This is a genomic window from Methylomonas subterranea (assembly GCF_024505185.1).
Lineage (GTDB): Bacteria > Pseudomonadota > Gammaproteobacteria > Methylococcales > Methylomonadaceae > Methylomonas > Methylomonas subterranea.
The window spans coordinates 113096-127863 of sequence record NZ_JANIBJ010000002.1; the positions used below are offsets into that span (position 1 = coordinate 113096).

Genomic DNA, 14768 nt, shown 5'->3' on the forward strand with positions numbered 1-14768 from the left:
TGGGCGGCGCCCGACTCGGCGCCGGGCGCGGGGTGAATTAAATATTCAGCAGCAGATGGGCCGGGGCTTCCAGGCATTCCTTTACGATGCCTAAAAACTGTACCGCTTCCTTGCCGTCCACCAGACGATGGTCATAGGACAAGGCCAGATACATGATGGGCCGAATCACGATTTGGCCATCCTCAACCACCGGCCTGTCCTTGATCGCATGCATGCCCAGGATGGCGCATTGCGGCGGGTTGAGGATGGGGGTGGACAGCATGGAGCCGAAGATGCCGCCGTTGGTGATGGTAAAGGTGCCGCCGCTCAAGTCCTCCACGCTGATCGAGCCGTTGCGGGCCTTGCTGCCGAAATCGTGTATGCCTTTTTCGATGCCGGCAAAATCCAGCTGATCGGCATCGCGCAAAATCGGCACGATCAGGCCGCGCGGGGTGGTGACCGCAATGCCTATGTCGTAATAGCCGTGGTAAATGATGTCGTTGCCGTCGATGGAGGCGTTGATGGCCGGAAAGCGTTTCAACGCTTCAATCGAAGCCTTGACGAAAAACGACATGAAGCCGAGTTTGACGTTGTGCTTGGTCTCGAAGCGGCCCTTATATTGGTTGCGCAATTCGATCACCGCCGACAGGTCGACTTCGTTGAAGGTGGTCAGCATGGCGGCGTTTTGCTGGGCCTGCAACAGGCGCTCGGCAATTTTGGCCCGCAGCCGGGTCATGGGTACCCGTTGTTCGGGGCGCAGGCTGGCCACGGCGGTGGCCGACAGCGGAGCATGACTGGCTTCGGCGGTCGGGGCTGTTGGTTCCTGCGCGCTTTGTTGTTCGCTCAAAAAATCCAGAACGTCGGTTTTTAGAATGCGCCCGTGTTTACCGGAACCGCTGATGGAGGAAGGGTCGAGGTCGTTTTCGGCCACCAGTTTACGCACCGAGGGGCTGAGTGGCGGCTCCTCCTTTCGAGCCGTATTGGCGGCGGAAGCGGCGGCGTTGGCTTGCTGTAAATCCAGCCGGGCCAGCAGTTCGCCGCCGACCACGGTCTCGCCGGCCGCGCGCAGAATTTCCTTGACCACACCGCTGGAAGGGGCGGGCACTTCCAGAATGACTTTATCGGTTTCCAGGTCGGCCAGATTGTCGCCCGCGTCCACCCAGTCGCCGGCTTGTTTGTGCCAGGCCACCAAGGTGGCGTCGGACACGGACTCGGGGAGGCTGGGAACCAGAATGTCAAAACTCATGTTTTATTCCTTCTTTGCTGCCGTATAGGGCGGTTTGAACAACGTTTTTCTGTTCGCTTAAATGGGTTTTGTAACTGCCTACCGCGGGTGCCGCCGAGGCCGGGCGGCCAGCATAAATAACCGGCGTGCTGTCGTCAACCAGGTCGTAAATGTGGTGTTTGCTTTGGTACCACGCGCCCTGGTTTTTCGGCTCTTCCTGGCACCAGACCACCAGTTCCAGGTTGGGATATTTATCGATTTCGGCGCTGAAGGCTCCATTGGGGAAGGGATAGAGCTGTTCGATGCGCACAATGGCGATATGTTGCAGTTGGTCTTCGCGGCGGGCCTCCAATAAGTCGTAATAGACCTTGCCGCTGCAGAGCACCAGACGGGTGACATGAAATGGATCGATGTCGTCGATTTCGCCTATGACCGGCAAAAAGCAGCCGTCCGTCAAATCCGCCAACACGGAAACCGCCAGTTTGTGCCTGAGCAGGCTTTTGGGGCTCATCACGATCAGGGGTTTGCGGAATTGTCTGATCAATTGTCTGCGCAACAAATGAAAAATCTGCGCCGGCGTGGTGGGGTAGCACACCTGAATATTGTGATCGGCGCATAATTGCAGATAGCGCTCCAGGCGGGCGGAGGAATGTTCCGGACCCTGGCCCTCGAAGCCGTGCGGCAACAGCATCACCAGACCGCTGAGTTTGCCCCATTTGGTTTCGCCGGAGGTGATGAATTGGTCGATGACCACTTGGGCGCCGTTGGCGAAGTCGCCGAATTGGGCTTCCCAAATCACCAGCTTGTCGGGTTCGGTGGAGCTGTAACCGTATTCGAATCCCAGTACCCCGGCTTCCGACAACAGGGAGTTGAAAATTTGCGGGCGGCCCTGGTTTTCGCTCAAGTGTTTGAGCGGAATGTGGCTTTCGCCGTTCTTCTGGTTCAGCAGGATGGCGTGCCGGTGCGAGAAGGTGCCGCGGCCGATGTCCTGGCCGGTCAGTCGCACGTGATAGCCTTCGACCAATAGCGTGGCGTAAGCCATGTTTTCCGCAAATCCCCAGTCCATCGCCATCTCGCCGTTGGCCATTTTGTTGCGGTCTTCCATGACCTTGGCGACGCGGGGATGCAGTTCGAAGTCCGCCGGCAAATCCAGCAGTCTCTCGTTACAAAACCGGATACGCTCCAACGGTACCCGGGTGTCGGCGGGTTGATCCCAATCCTTGTTCAGGTACTTGTCCCAGCGGGCCGAATAGCCGTACTTGTTGTTGACCACCAGAGGGCGTGAAACCACCTGGCCTTCGCTGAGTTTTTGGTAATACTCCTCTTCCATGGCGCTCACCGCCTCCTCGCTCAATACGCCGTCATTGACCAGTTTTTGGGCGTACAGTTGGCGGGTGGACGGCAAATTGCGGATCTTGTTATACATCATCGGCTGAGTGGCGGCCGGTTCGTCGGCTTCGTTATGCCCCAGGCGCCGGTAACAGATCAGGTCGATGACCACGTCCTTGTGAAAGGTCATCCGGTAGTCCAAGGCCAGCTGAGTGATGAAGGCCACCGCTTCCGGGTCGTCGCCGTTGACGTGAAACACCGGGGCCTGGATCATGTTGGCGACGTCGGTGCAATACAGGGTGGAACGGGCGTCGAACGGATTGCTGGTGGTAAAGCCGATTTGGTTGTTGATGACGATATGCACGGTGCCGCCGGTATGGAAGGCGCGGGTTTCCGACATGTTCAGGGTTTCCATGATGATGCCCTGGCCGGCAAACGCGGCATCGCCGTGTATCAATACCGGAATGATCACATCGGTGCCGCCTATGCCGTGCCGGTCTTGCCGGGCCTTGACCGAGCCTTCCACCACCGGATTGATGATTTCCAGATGGGAGGGATTGAATGCCAGCGTCAAGTGAATCGGGCCGCCCGGTGTGGCGATATTGGAAGAAAACCCCATGTGGTATTTGACGTCGCCGGTCAGGACGCCGGGAGACGAGGTATGCGTGCCCTCGAATTCGCCGAACAGCGCGGCCGGGCTTTTACCCAGCACGTTGACCAATACATTGAGCCGGCCGCGGTGGGCCATGCCGATCACGATTTCGGTGGCCTTGTTTTCGCCGGCCCGTTGAATCAGTTCGTCCAGGATCGGAATCAGGGATTCGCCGCCTTCCAGGGAAAAACGTTTCTGACCGACATATTTGCGGTGCAGGTATTTTTCCAGGCCTTCCGCCGCCGTCAGCAATTTCAACAAGCCCAGGCGCTTTTCCGGGTGGCTGGCGTAGTCGGGTTTGGCCCCTTCCAGTTTCGCCCGTATCCAGTTCTTCGGCTCGGCATCGACGATATGCATGAATTCGCTGCCTATGCTGCCGCAGTAGATTTCCTTCAGGGTGCCGATGATGGCGTGCAAGGGCAGCCGATCGACCCCGCACAAGCCGCCGGTATCGAACAGGGTTTTCATATCGGCGTCGGTCAGGCCGTAATAAACGGGCTCCAGATCGGCCGGCATGGCGGTCTGGTTGCCCAAGGGGTTGTTATCGGCGATTTGGTGGCCCTTGACCCGGTAATGGTTGATCAGGCGGGCAACGGCGGATTGCTTCTTGACGCTTTGCTCGGTAAAACCCTGCATTTTGGCCAACTTGCCGGGCTCCGAAATGGCCAGTTTTTCGAAACGGTCCACGATCGCGCTGTGGGGAGTGTCGTCCGTGCAGCCGCAATGAATGGCGTCGAAACGTTGGCGCCAGTTGCCGGAGACCGAGTCGGGGTCGCTCAAATACTGCTCGTACAGAGTTTCGATGTAAGTGGCGTTGCCGCCGTAGTACGCCGAGGATTCTTCAAACAGTTTAAGCAAGTTGCTCATACAACATCCGGGTTTTTCAGCAAGTGATGCGCATTATGGTAGAGCGAAAATGGTATATTACCAAGGGAAAAATGCAGTAAAAACGCGCGCTGGCGCCGCATGGCCGGCGCCGCTAACTTGATCAGTAATAAGAGAACGGGCATGGCGGATAATCGGGTTGTGATTAAAATAAATTATGACAAAGACAAACAAAGAAAGGCGATCATCGATCCGAAAATAGTGACCGTTTGGCATACAGGGCGCATATTTTCAGCAATTTTTATATTGCTGCTTTTGCTGGCCGGGATCGTTTATATTTTTTCAGGCAACGAAACCGAGGAAAATCCCGCTCCGGCCGACGACAATATTAAATCCGCCGAAATTACTTCTCTCCAAGCGCCAGCCATATTGGAAGCCGAGCCGGCTAAAACTCCGCTGTTGCCGCCAAACAGTAATACCAGGAATGCGGAGCTTGTCAAACGCCCGGCCGCCATTATTTACGACAGGCGGGTGATCAGGGCTTCCTTAAACGGCGCGCCTAAAAACGACGAGCCGGGCGAACCGATTAAACAGCCGCTAACTCCGGGGGCGGGCGAATCGACGGAGTTATTCTATTTCAGCCAAATCAAAAACCTGAATGGGAATACTCTATTTCACGTCTGGTATAAAGACGGGCGCTTGGTTAATAAAAAACAGTTTGAGGTAAAAGCGGCTAACGCCAAGCTTATTTCCAGTAGAAAGCTAACGCTTAAAGACGCCGGAGAATGGCAGGTGTTGTTAACGGATATCAAGGGCAAGAAGTTCAGCGAGGCTTATTTCTCGGTTAACCATTAAATAAGGTGTTTATTATTAATAGATTTGAAGTTACAATTAAAATGCATTTTTTGATTTAACGAGGAAAACATGACTGACTTTAATAATTTATCCGAGACCGAGATACAAGCGCTTATCGATAATGCCGAAAAAGCGTTGAAGGAAAAACAATCCAGCAAGCGTAAGGAAGTGATTGCGCAAATCAAGGAGCTTGCCGCTTCCATCGGCATGGGCGTGGAATTGGTCGAGGCCGATAAAAAAGTCGAGCGTAAAACCGGCAAAGTAGCGGCCAAATACCGTAATCCGGCCGATGGTTCGCAAACCTGGACCGGTCGCGGTCTGGCGCCAAAATGGATGCAGGATCTGTTGGCGGCCGGACGTAACAAGTCCGAGTTTGAGATCAACTGATACCGGTTCGCATACTCTGCTGTTTGACCCAGTCTTTTAGCTGCTTGAGCGTCCAATCGGCGTCGTCCAGCGTCAGATCGTGGCCGGCCCAGGGGTGGGACCGTAGGTGCAGTTGCCATTTTGCTTGAATGGCATCGGAACAGGCCGGGGCAACCAGACGGTCGCCCCGGCCGCTCAACAACAGCAAGGGTTGCGCGGGTCTATGATCGCCCGGCCTATAACGCGCGGCCGCGATCACTTGTCTGAACGTGTTGCTTAGCGTGACCGGGCGTTCGGTCTGAATTTTTGCCCACTCCAAGGCTATTTTTTCATCGGCATCCCGCCGATTCGCCACGCAGCGGATAATCGCCAGTTCCTTTCGATATGGGTCGGCTTGCAGCAGCAACTTGAAGAAGTCCGGATAACTTTGCCAGCGCAGCCGCTGGAAAAAAGGGCTTATGCTGGCCAAACTGGTATTGATCAAAGCGGCCGCGCAAATTTCTTGCGGATGTTTCAACATCCATTCCCAGGCCACCATGCCGCCCAGCGATAAGCCGACGACAGTCAAGGGCTCGCTTGGCAGGCCTCGCTGCAAAGCCTGTAGCCTGACCGACCGCATGATGGCGTTAATCTCGCGGGGACTGGTTTCCAAATGGCGTTCGCCGGCTCCCGGCAAATCCAGAGTGTGTATGCGCGCTTGGGGGAAACCCGCTTGCAAAATGGCCGAAAACTCGCCCCAATGTCCCGCTTCGCGGGTCAATCCGCGCAGCAACAGCCAGTTTCTTCCGATGCTATCAAGCATACCAAAGCCGCAGGGCTTGCTGCTTATGCCGAGTCAATTCCATCTCATCCAATTGAGTCCATTTTTTGGGGTATAGCAGGCTGCGATACAGGAAGTCGAACAAGGTGAAGTGTCGCCTGAGTATGCGCTGTTGCCGGTGCGGCAGCAGCGGGTGGAACAAACCGTGCCGCTGGAACAAATGCAACGGACTTTTGCGCAGCCACAACCAGGAGCCCATTTCCAGGGTCAGCGGTAGAAAATGCCCTTGCCGGGGATTGGATTGCATGAAACCGTCGTACAAATAGTCCCATAAATCGCCGTTGATGACATATTCGTGGCTCATGGGTTCGATTTTATAAAAATGATTGGGATAGCAGGTATCGAAACTGTGTTTCAAAGCGTGGGCCTCGGCGATGCCCGGGAAGGGGACTTTGCTGGAAGCGTAGGGAAACCACAGTCTGTCCTGTATGCCGAAACCGGAATGCAAATCCAGGGCTATCGACAGCGGGGCGTTGCACACGTATTTTTGCACGACCTGGCACAAGGCCAGCGCCTCGACTTCCATTTGTCCCATGGCGCCGCGGTACCAGGGCAACCTCGAACTGACCCGGTGACCGCTGTAGAGTTTGGTATTGCCTTTGCCTTCTATCGGCGCATTGCGCATCAGATCGACGCCGTTGCCGTTGGAACGCGTGCCGCGAAACACGCCGACCGGGTTGACGACGGGTATGAATACCAAGCGCGACCGTTCCAGGCGGCCGGCGAATTCCTCATCCCAGTCCAGCAGTTGGACGATGGTTTGCAAATAAGACAAGATCACTTCCGAGCCGATTTTTTCCAGCCCGTGCACGCCGCCCACCATGGCCAGCACCGGCACGTCCTCCCGCGCGGAACCCATGACGATGCTGTAGATGGGGAAGCTATGCTGTTGGTATTGAATGCGCCGCACCACTTCGGTCCGCGCCCGCTCGCCCAGTTGGGCGATCAGCGCTTCCAGTTGCGCCAATTCGGCAAAGATAGTCTTAACCATGCGAAAACTTAATGCAAAAGCGTGGTTTCGATATAGCGCTGGCGCTTTTTCGGCGCGATTTTATCGATTTCCACCATGATCAGGCTGTCTATGCAGTTGTTGAAATCCGGGTCGATATTGAAGTCGATGAAGTGGCAGCCCTTGTCCACGCATAATTCGACATACTGTTTATAGAGCGTGGGTACCTTGACGCCCAGCTTGCGCAGTTCGCTATTTAAAATTTTAAAGCTGGTCGAGTAATCGCCGTTAAATTCCCGAGCCACGAATTGCCGGCATTGTTCGGAAATCACAAACGGAGTCTTGGCGGTGGCACCGGCCAATGCAGAACCGAATTGCTGTTTATAGAAGCCGATGATCAGTTCCTTGGCCGATTGCGGATAAGCGTTGCTGATGCTGACCGGGCCGAACAGATATTTGATGTCCGGTTGTTCGCGCAGATAAGCGCCGATGCCGTACCAAAGATATTCCAGGCTGTGCTGACCCCAATAACGCGGTTGCACGAAGCTGCGGCCCAGTTCCAGACTGTGGGGCAACAAGGCGGCGAATTCGGTATGCAAATCGAACAAGGTGCTGCTGTAAAAACCCTCGATACCGTGGCTGCGCATGATGTCGGGTCCTTCGCCGATCCGATAGGCGCCGACGATATCCAGGGCGTTGTCGTCCCACAGCACGATATGGCTGTAGTAAACATCGAACTTGTCCAAATCCAGCGCCAGGCCGGTGCCTTCTTCCACGGTTCTGAAAGTCAATTCCCGCAAGCGGGCGATTTCCCGCATGACCGGGCAATCGTCTTGAAACCGGTACAGAAAAATCTTTTTGCCGTCGCGGGTTTCGCCTAGCAGGCGCGATTGGAACAAGGCTTTTTTGATGGCCTTGGTGTCGGCCGGATGTACTACCGTGGCCACGGTGTCGAATAACAAAGGTTTGTTTTTTCTGCCCAGGTTCAATACATGCTTGCGAAAACGCTGGCTGAGTTGCTTGTTGGTTTGGCCGCTTTCCGCAATCACGTTGAATGGAATCGGCGCGCCGACGATGAATTTGATTTCCTGGTCTTTTTTATTGAACATTTCCTTGACCAGCAACATGGTGCCCAGCGGTTTATACAGCGTGGACATGCTGTAAAACAAGGCCGAGTTTTTGGCCTTGATATGGATGGGCAGGATGGGACAGCGGGCCTTTTTGGCCAGTTTGACGAAACCGTTCTGCCACTTGCCGTCGCGTATGCCCTTGGGCGTGATGCGGGATACTTCGCCGGCCGGAAAAATAATCACCGCTTCTTCATTTTCCAGCGCCTCCAGCATGGCCTTGTAGCTGTCTTTCAGGGACTTTTTGTCCGTCAACACGTCGACCGGCAAAAAAATCGACTGCAAGGGCTCCATGTGCGACAAAACCCGGTTGGCCACAATGCGTACATCCGGCCTGACCGAACGGATCAACTTGACCAGTGCCAGTCCGTCCAGGGTGCCGATGGGGTGGTTGGCGACGATCAACAGCCGGCCTTCGGACGGGATGTTGTTGAACGACTGGTTGCCGACCTGATAAAAAAAATTGAAGTAAGCCAGTAATTTGTCCAGAAAGGCATAGCCGCGCAAATGGCGGTTTTTCTCGATGACCTGATTGAAGTCGTCTTCGTGCAGCAGTTTCTTCAGGGCTTTGACGGCCAGTTGGTTGTGCTTGCCTAAATTAAAATCCGGATAGGTTTCCCGCAGAATGCGCTCGGCATCGATCATTGATGTTGATCCAGTAAAAAGAAAATCCACAGAGGCGGGGCGGCTATGTGAGACTGCCGAACCCATGCACACGGCCTAACGGTCATGAAACTGGTGCATCGCCCCGGTAACTGAAAGGCAGTCTCGTGGGAGCGACGCATGGTCGCGATGATGACCTTGCGAATCGCGACTATGCGTCGCTCCTACCATGACTTTCATAGTAATGGGAAAACATGACAGGAATATGACGAAACGGGGCGGCGGCCCGCCCATCAATCGGTGTCGATTTCGTAATTGAGTTTAACTCGTTGCGAAGTGCCGGCTTGGGTTTCCAGGTTGATGGTTTTGCTGAGTTTATGCTTCAGCACCAGAGTGGCTTGCTGATTGAAAATGCCGACCCGGGTACCGACATAAAAATCCGGGCTTAAATATTGGCCGACCGTCAACAAGGTGTCTTGCAGGGTTTGGCCCTGCTTGACCTCGAATTCGTCCACCCCGAGTTTATCGCTCAACCAGGACAATTGCCCGGCACCGTAGCTTACCGCCGCGCTCGCCAGTAGATTGGCGTTGCCCTTGCCGACCTGGTTCAGCGGCGACCCGGTAACCAGATAGGCCAGGGCATCGGCTTCCGGCAGCGCCGGCTCCGAGTAAACCCGTGTTTTCGGGGTATTTAGCGGGCCGCTAAGCTGTAATACGGCGGTGACGCCATGGTCCCTGGACAGCCGGACCGCTTCCACGTCCAGCCAGGGCGCCGCCAGCGGACCGTTGAACAAAAACCGCCCCTTGCGCAAGCTCAGATCCTGGCCGTAACTCTGATAACGGCCCTGTTGCATATCGACGGTGCCGTGCATTTGGGTCGCGCCGCCGGAGCGCTGGATTTTTAGCCGGCCCGCCAAGCCGCTATCCAGTCCCATGCCGGTGAAATGGACTTGTCGGCCCAAGACAACTTCGATGTCGGCGTCCGGACCGAACTCGGCGGGCGACGTTTGCTCCCGCCGGGCTTGGCCGAGGATGGTTTCATCCTCGCTGACGCTTACCGCGTGCTCCGGAATTTCCCGCAAGGCGATGATGGCCTTGGGGATGTCGAGCCGGCCGCTGAGTTTTTCGCCCGACTGCGTGCTGGTCAGCCGCAGGTCCGGGCTGATGGTGACTTGCGCCTCGGCGAGTTTGGCCGCCTCGAAATCTTCCCCCCGCAGGGCAAGGTCGGCGGCGCCGTTCAAGCCGACGCTGCCGCTCAGGCTCAGGCGGCCTTGTCCCGAACGGGCGCCGCCGCTGATTTGCAGGCGGTCCGCGGCACTATCGGCGTTGGCCGCGCGCAGATTGAGGTCCTGTATGCGAATGCCCAGGGCGTTGATAGTCGCGGCGGCTTGCAGCAGATTGACGCTGCCCGCAAGCTGGGGTTGAGACAGGCTGCCGGCCAGCGTCAGATCGGCCTTGAGGTGACCCTGGGTTTGGCTTAAATCCGCTAGCAGCGCATCGATCAAAGTCATATCCCGCCAAGATGCGTTGATTTGTCCGGATAAACTTTGACCGGGGCCGCTATCGGCCCGCAACAGCGCGCTGACATAATCGTCATTCGGCAGGCGTAAGTCCAGTTGGGCGGACAGTTGGTCGCCTTGAACGGCGCCGCTAAGGCTGGAAGCGGCAATAGGCATGGTCGGGCCGCTTGCATGGCCGATACTGACGCCGGCGGGTATGCCGATTCGATAATCGCCGGTCAACGGTTGCAAGCGTTGCAGGTTTGCGGCAAGCTCCAGGCGGCCATTGAATTGCAGTCCGGCGGGCGCATCGTTCCTTACAAAAAACGGCCTCGCCGTGCCGCGAATGGCGATATTTTTCGATTTGCCGTCGCCGGCCGAAGCCTGTAAATCCAGCTCGCGGAAACCCACGCCGGCATCGGGCAGCTCGAACGAGCCGCCGGTCAATTCCAGCCCGCCGCTGATGTTGGGCGCGCGCGGATTGCCGCTCAGCGTCAGATCGGCCTTGAGTTGCCCCGTCGGCTGGGCCAGTTGCGCCGCAAACGGCTGCAACCAGGCCCAGTGCTTGACCGAGGCGGCAATGTGGCCGCTCTGTATGCGTTGGCTGTCGATGTTGTATTGCAGCGCCGCGCGAAAGAAATCGCCGTCCGGCAGGCGAATGTCGGCCCTGGATTGCAGCCGCTGGTCATCGAGTTGTCCGCTCAGGCCGATAGCGCCCAAATTCAGTTCGCCGACATTTTGCCCGCGTTCGACCAACAGCTTGCCGTCGTCCGGCATATCGAGCCGGTAGCTGCCGGTCAAGACACCGTTACGGCGCTTGAGGTCGATGTCGGCCTCGATCCGGCTGTTCAAGCTCACCCCGGCGGGCAAATAGGCGTTCAACAAAGCGGCCGGCAGGGTTCTGGCCCGCAATTGCGCGCTGAAATCGCTATCGCTCCGGTAACGGCCGCCCAGGCACAGGGAGGCGTTGTTTTGCTTCAGGCAAATGTCGGTCATGCTGATATCGAAACCGTCGCCGGCGCGCGAGGCCTTAATTTGGCTGGGGGCCGGCAATCGCCACTGCCCCCAGGCGGGACCGCTCAGATCCAGCGTGTTTAAATGGGCTTGCCAGTCCGGACCCCGCGCGCCGGCGGAAACGGCGCCGGCCAACGAGAGGCTGGGGCCGTGCATGTCCAGCGTAAGCCGGTGGCGGCTTAAGTTGCCCGCGCCATCCAGCGTCAGCCGGTCCAGCGCGATGCCGGCGGTTTGGATATTATCGGCGCGCAGCTGTATCTTGGAGACCTGACCGGCCTCTGGCCGGTAGTCCACATTCATGTCCAGCCGGCCGATAGCGTGGTCGGCAAGCCGCAGACGGCGGCCCTGGGCTTGAAATGCCAGTTGCGGATTTTGCAGCTTACCCCGCGCACGGCCCGAGGCCTTTAAGGCGCCGGACAGGCCGGGCCATAACCCGGCCATGTCGGGGCTGTCGATATCGAAGCTCAGGTCCGAATCGCCGCCGGCCATGCGGCCATTGGCGCCGATGCGGTTGCGGCCGGCATGGATGGCGAGATGGTCTATCGCCAGGCCGCGGTCGGTATAGCTTATTTTTCCGCCGGCCCGGACCGGGTTGCCGCGCAACTGCCCCGTCAGCGACGCCAGCGTGATGCGGGCCTCGCTGGCGCCGGCGTCGATTTTTGCCTGGATATGACTGTCGAAACTGAGCTTGCCCGGCAGGTCGGCCAGAAATAAGGCCGGGTTGAAGTTTTTGCCGCCGGCCCGTAAATCCAGCTGGACTCCAGTTTCCCAAGCGACATTGCCGCTTGCGAACAGGCCGCCGGCCGGCGAGCTTAGCTGCAAATCGGCGATTTGCAGGGTTTTGCCGCTGCCCTGGCCGGAAAATTCCAGGCGGGCGTCGGGTAGGTAATCTTGCGTCAGCGGGCCGGCCACGCGTACGCGATAATCGTCCAATACACCGTCGATTTCAAAAAAGCCCCGGTCGCTGCCGAATTGCGGCGTGGCGGCATTGGGCGGCCAGCGCAATTGTTGCCAATCGCCGCGCAATGCCAGCATGGCTTGGGTTTGCAGCTGTTTCAGCGTACCATGCACGCTCAGCGGAAAAGGCGCTTGTTGGCGGCTGTCCAGTTCCACATAATCGGCGTTGCCGCTGACGCGGGTGTGGGTTTGCCAGCGGCCGTACTCCGGGCTATCGAATCGCCACTCGCTGCTTAAGCTAAAGGGAAACCCCCGGCCGAGCGCGACTTGGCCGCTCAATTCCAGCTCAAGTGGCGCGGCGCGCAGGCTCAAGGCCGGGATGTCTATGCGATTGCGTTCACTCAGCGCGGAAAGCCGCAGATATTGCAGATGGACATCGGTTTCGCCCGCCCGATAATACAGATCGGTTACCGACAGATTCTCCAGTATCACTTGCAACGGCAAACCCAGCTCGGCCTCCCAGTCGAAACCGCCCTCCGAGGAAGGCCGGGGCTGTTTGACAACGATAGTGACGCCCTCCAGGCTGATGTCGACCAGCTTCAAGGTGCCGGTCAGCAAGTGCGCGGGTTGCCAGCTAAAGCGGAGCCTATCGATATCGACCGCTTCGGCGTCGGTTTCGTAATGCAGGCCTTGCAGTTCGATTTGATCCAGCAGGCGGCCTTCAATGCGCGCCAAGCCGGTTTGCGCGGGCAGGGCGGCCAAAATCCCTTGCAGCAGCCAACGGCTGCCGGCACTGCTGTTCAGCAAGCTATAAAGGCCGACAGGCAACAGCAACATGAGGGCCAGCGCCAGTAAAAGCAGGGTTTTTTTCATAAGCGGGTGCCGGCGGCGAAATGAAATTGAAACGAAGAGTCGGCTTCGCCGAGCGGGACGGCCAAGTCGATCCGGATCGGGCCGATAGGCGAATGCCAGCGCAGGCCCAAGCCGGCGCCGGCCTTGATGCGGATATCGTCCGGGTTATAGGCATTGCCGGCATCGATAAAAGCCGCCACGCCCCAGTCATCCAGCACGGCCTGCTCGTATTCCAGGCTGGCCACGCTTAAAAAGCGCCCGCCAAGCAAGCGGCCTTGCGCGTCCCTGGGTCCCAGTTCCTTATAGGCGTAGCCGCGTATGCTATTCATGCCGCCGGCATAATAGCGGTAGCTGGCGGGCAATTTGGCGAAATTATCCACCAAGGTGGCGGCTTGCTCGGCCCGGGCTATCAGCCGGCCCCGCCAAGGCAGCGGCTGCATCCAGACGGCCGCGATCGAAGCTTGCGCCATGCTGATGTCGGAGACTGGGTTTTTGTAACTGCCGCTCAGATTGAGTTCCAGCCGGTAGCCGCGGGTGGGGCGCAGCGTATCGTCCGCCACCGAGCGTAGCCAACTGCCGCCGGGCAAAAGCAACTGGGTATTGTTTTGTTGCGCGTCGGCCGTAAAGCTTTCGTATACCGAATCCACATACAGGGTCTGCTTCCAGCCGTTGTCGAAAGCGTGCTTCAAGCGGGCCGACAGCTTGCCGGACAGGGAGCGGTAACTGTCGGTTTCCTCGCGTTTCAAGCCGCCGCCGAAACCGAACGAGTCGCTGACGGGATTTGCCAGCGGCACGCCGTATTCGGCGGTGGCGGTGGACAATACCGGCGACAGGTCTATATCGGCGTTAAAGAAATGGCCTTGGCGGTTGAGCCGGCGATTCATGTAAGCCGCCGCCAGCAAGGGCCCCTTGTCCGTGTCGTAACCCAAGCCTAGGCTATAATGGTGGGCCTTTTTCGGATACAGCTTCACGTTTATCGGTACGCGGTTTTGCGCGAGTTGCTCCTGCTGCTCCAGTTGCGGATGAATATCCACCATCTCGAAATAGCCGCTGTTCGATAGATCGTTATGCGTTTTCGCCAGTTGAGCGCTGTGATAAGGGGTATTCGTTTCGATGCCGATCAATTTGTGCACAAAGTCGGGCTCGAGTATGTCCTGATCGAGCTGGATTTCGCCGAAAAACAGGCGCGGGCCGCTATCGTATACCAAGCGGATTTGAGCCGTGTTGCCGGCTCTGTCCACCAGCAAGGTTTTTTCCAGGAAGCGGCCCTTGAAATAACCGCGCTCCAAGGCCAGGGTTTCCATCCGGCTCTTCATGCTTTCGTAGCGGCCGTGATGCAAGCCGGTACCGATATCGGCGCGCAGTTTGTCGGCCAGCTTGGTAAATTCTTCATCCTGGCCGGCTTCGCCCCGCCATGCGATTTCGATATTCTCCAGCATGACCCGAGGGCCGCTGTGTATGTCGAATTGCGCATGCCAGCAGGCAGCGTCGAATTCCAGCCGCCCGCCGCTGACGGCATGGTAGTAGCCCAAGGCGCGCAGGGCCTCGTCTATCTCCCGCCCGGCCTTGTCGTATAGCTGGCGAATTTTCCATTCCGGACTGTCGCAGTGCTCTTTGGCCAGGGACAGGGTTTGTTTTACATTGCTTTCGGCTTCCGAGGCCAAACCCTGAATTGCCACGTCGCCGGCGGCCGGCGCGGACAGCCCGAGCAAACTCAATAAAGCGGTCCGACGAAGCCTGGGGAAGTGAATGTGCATTGAGACGATTTCCCGCGAA

At 57.6% G+C, this 14768-nt stretch carries 9 protein-coding genes; 2 read left to right on the forward strand and 7 right to left on the reverse strand.

From position 1 onward, the window contains the following. Positions 1-37: 37 nt before the first annotated feature. Both odhB and NP590_RS01705 read right to left on the reverse strand, forming a co-directional pair. Positions 38-1225: a 2-oxoglutarate dehydrogenase complex dihydrolipoyllysine-residue succinyltransferase gene (odhB, locus tag NP590_RS01700; protein WP_256600420.1), complete on the reverse strand. Its 1188-nt coding sequence runs from the start codon at positions 1223-1225 to the stop codon at positions 38-40. Further along, positions 1215-4052, reverse strand: coding sequence for a 2-oxoglutarate dehydrogenase E1 component (locus tag NP590_RS01705; protein WP_256600421.1), 2838 nt, complete (start codon positions 4050-4052; stop codon positions 1215-1217). The genes odhB and NP590_RS01705 overlap by 11 nt, the downstream gene beginning before the upstream one ends. Before the next feature lie 141 nt (positions 4053-4193). On the opposite strand from NP590_RS01705, the gene NP590_RS01710 reads away from it, so the two are divergent. Continuing rightward, complete coding sequence (locus NP590_RS01710; RefSeq protein WP_256600422.1) at positions 4194-4865, forward strand: DUF2914 domain-containing protein; 672 nt, start codon at positions 4194-4196, stop codon at positions 4863-4865. Between the two features lie 69 nt (positions 4866-4934). After that, complete coding sequence (locus tag NP590_RS01715; protein WP_256600424.1) at positions 4935-5252, forward strand: H-NS histone family protein; 318 nt, start codon at positions 4935-4937, stop codon at positions 5250-5252. Here the strand turns inward: NP590_RS01715 and NP590_RS01720 are convergent. From NP590_RS01720 to NP590_RS01740, 5 genes are all read right to left on the reverse strand, one after another. Continuing rightward, positions 5245-6033: an alpha/beta fold hydrolase gene (locus NP590_RS01720; RefSeq protein WP_256600425.1), complete on the reverse strand. Its 789-nt coding sequence runs from the start codon at positions 6031-6033 to the stop codon at positions 5245-5247. The genes NP590_RS01715 and NP590_RS01720 overlap by 8 nt on opposite strands. After that, the gene (locus NP590_RS01725) at positions 6026-7042 is read right to left on the reverse strand and encodes a M14 family zinc carboxypeptidase (protein ID WP_256600426.1); all 1017 of its coding nucleotides are present in this window, start codon (positions 7040-7042) and stop codon (positions 6026-6028) included. Before NP590_RS01725 ends, NP590_RS01720 begins: the two co-directional genes overlap by 8 nt. A gap of 8 nt (positions 7043-7050) precedes the next feature. After that, positions 7051-8772 carry a bifunctional ornithine lipid synthase OlsF gene (olsF, locus tag NP590_RS01730; protein WP_256600427.1) on the reverse strand — a complete coding sequence of 574 codons (1722 nt, stop codon included), beginning with the start codon at positions 8770-8772 and terminating at the stop codon, positions 7051-7053. Between the two features lie 251 nt (positions 8773-9023). Beyond that, positions 9024-13013 carry a translocation/assembly module TamB domain-containing protein gene (locus NP590_RS01735; protein WP_256600428.1) on the reverse strand — a complete coding sequence of 1330 codons (3990 nt, stop codon included), beginning with the start codon at positions 13011-13013 and terminating at the stop codon, positions 9024-9026. Further along, complete coding sequence (locus NP590_RS01740; RefSeq protein WP_256600429.1) at positions 13010-14749, reverse strand: autotransporter assembly complex protein TamA; 1740 nt, start codon at positions 14747-14749, stop codon at positions 13010-13012. The genes NP590_RS01735 and NP590_RS01740 overlap by 4 nt, the downstream gene beginning before the upstream one ends. Positions 14750-14768 lie beyond the last annotated feature (19 nt).

What these genes read in the sequence shown, in the direction of transcription:
- NP590_RS01725 (WP_256600426.1), bottom strand. Translation starts at nt 7,042, where the DNA reads ATGGTTAAGACTATCTTTGCCGAATTGGCGCAACTGGAAGCGCTGATC.
- NP590_RS01740 (WP_256600429.1), bottom strand. Translation starts at nt 14,749, where the DNA reads ATGCACATTCACTTCCCCAGGCTTCGTCGGACCGCTTTATTGAGTTTG.
- odhB (WP_256600420.1), bottom strand. Translation starts at nt 1,225, where the DNA reads ATGAGTTTTGACATTCTGGTTCCCAGCCTCCCCGAGTCCGTGTCCGAC.
- NP590_RS01710 (WP_256600422.1), top strand. Translation starts at nt 4,194, where the DNA reads ATGGCGGATAATCGGGTTGTGATTAAAATAAATTATGACAAAGACAAA.
- NP590_RS01735 (WP_256600428.1), bottom strand. Translation starts at nt 13,013, where the DNA reads ATGAAAAAAACCCTGCTTTTACTGGCGCTGGCCCTCATGTTGCTGTTG.
- NP590_RS01720 (WP_256600425.1), bottom strand. Translation starts at nt 6,033, where the DNA reads ATGCTTGATAGCATCGGAAGAAACTGGCTGTTGCTGCGCGGATTGACC.
- NP590_RS01715 (WP_256600424.1), top strand. Translation starts at nt 4,935, where the DNA reads ATGACTGACTTTAATAATTTATCCGAGACCGAGATACAAGCGCTTATC.
- NP590_RS01705 (WP_256600421.1), bottom strand. Translation starts at nt 4,052, where the DNA reads ATGAGCAACTTGCTTAAACTGTTTGAAGAATCCTCGGCGTACTACGGC.
- olsF (WP_256600427.1), bottom strand. Translation starts at nt 8,772, where the DNA reads ATGATCGATGCCGAGCGCATTCTGCGGGAAACCTATCCGGATTTTAAT.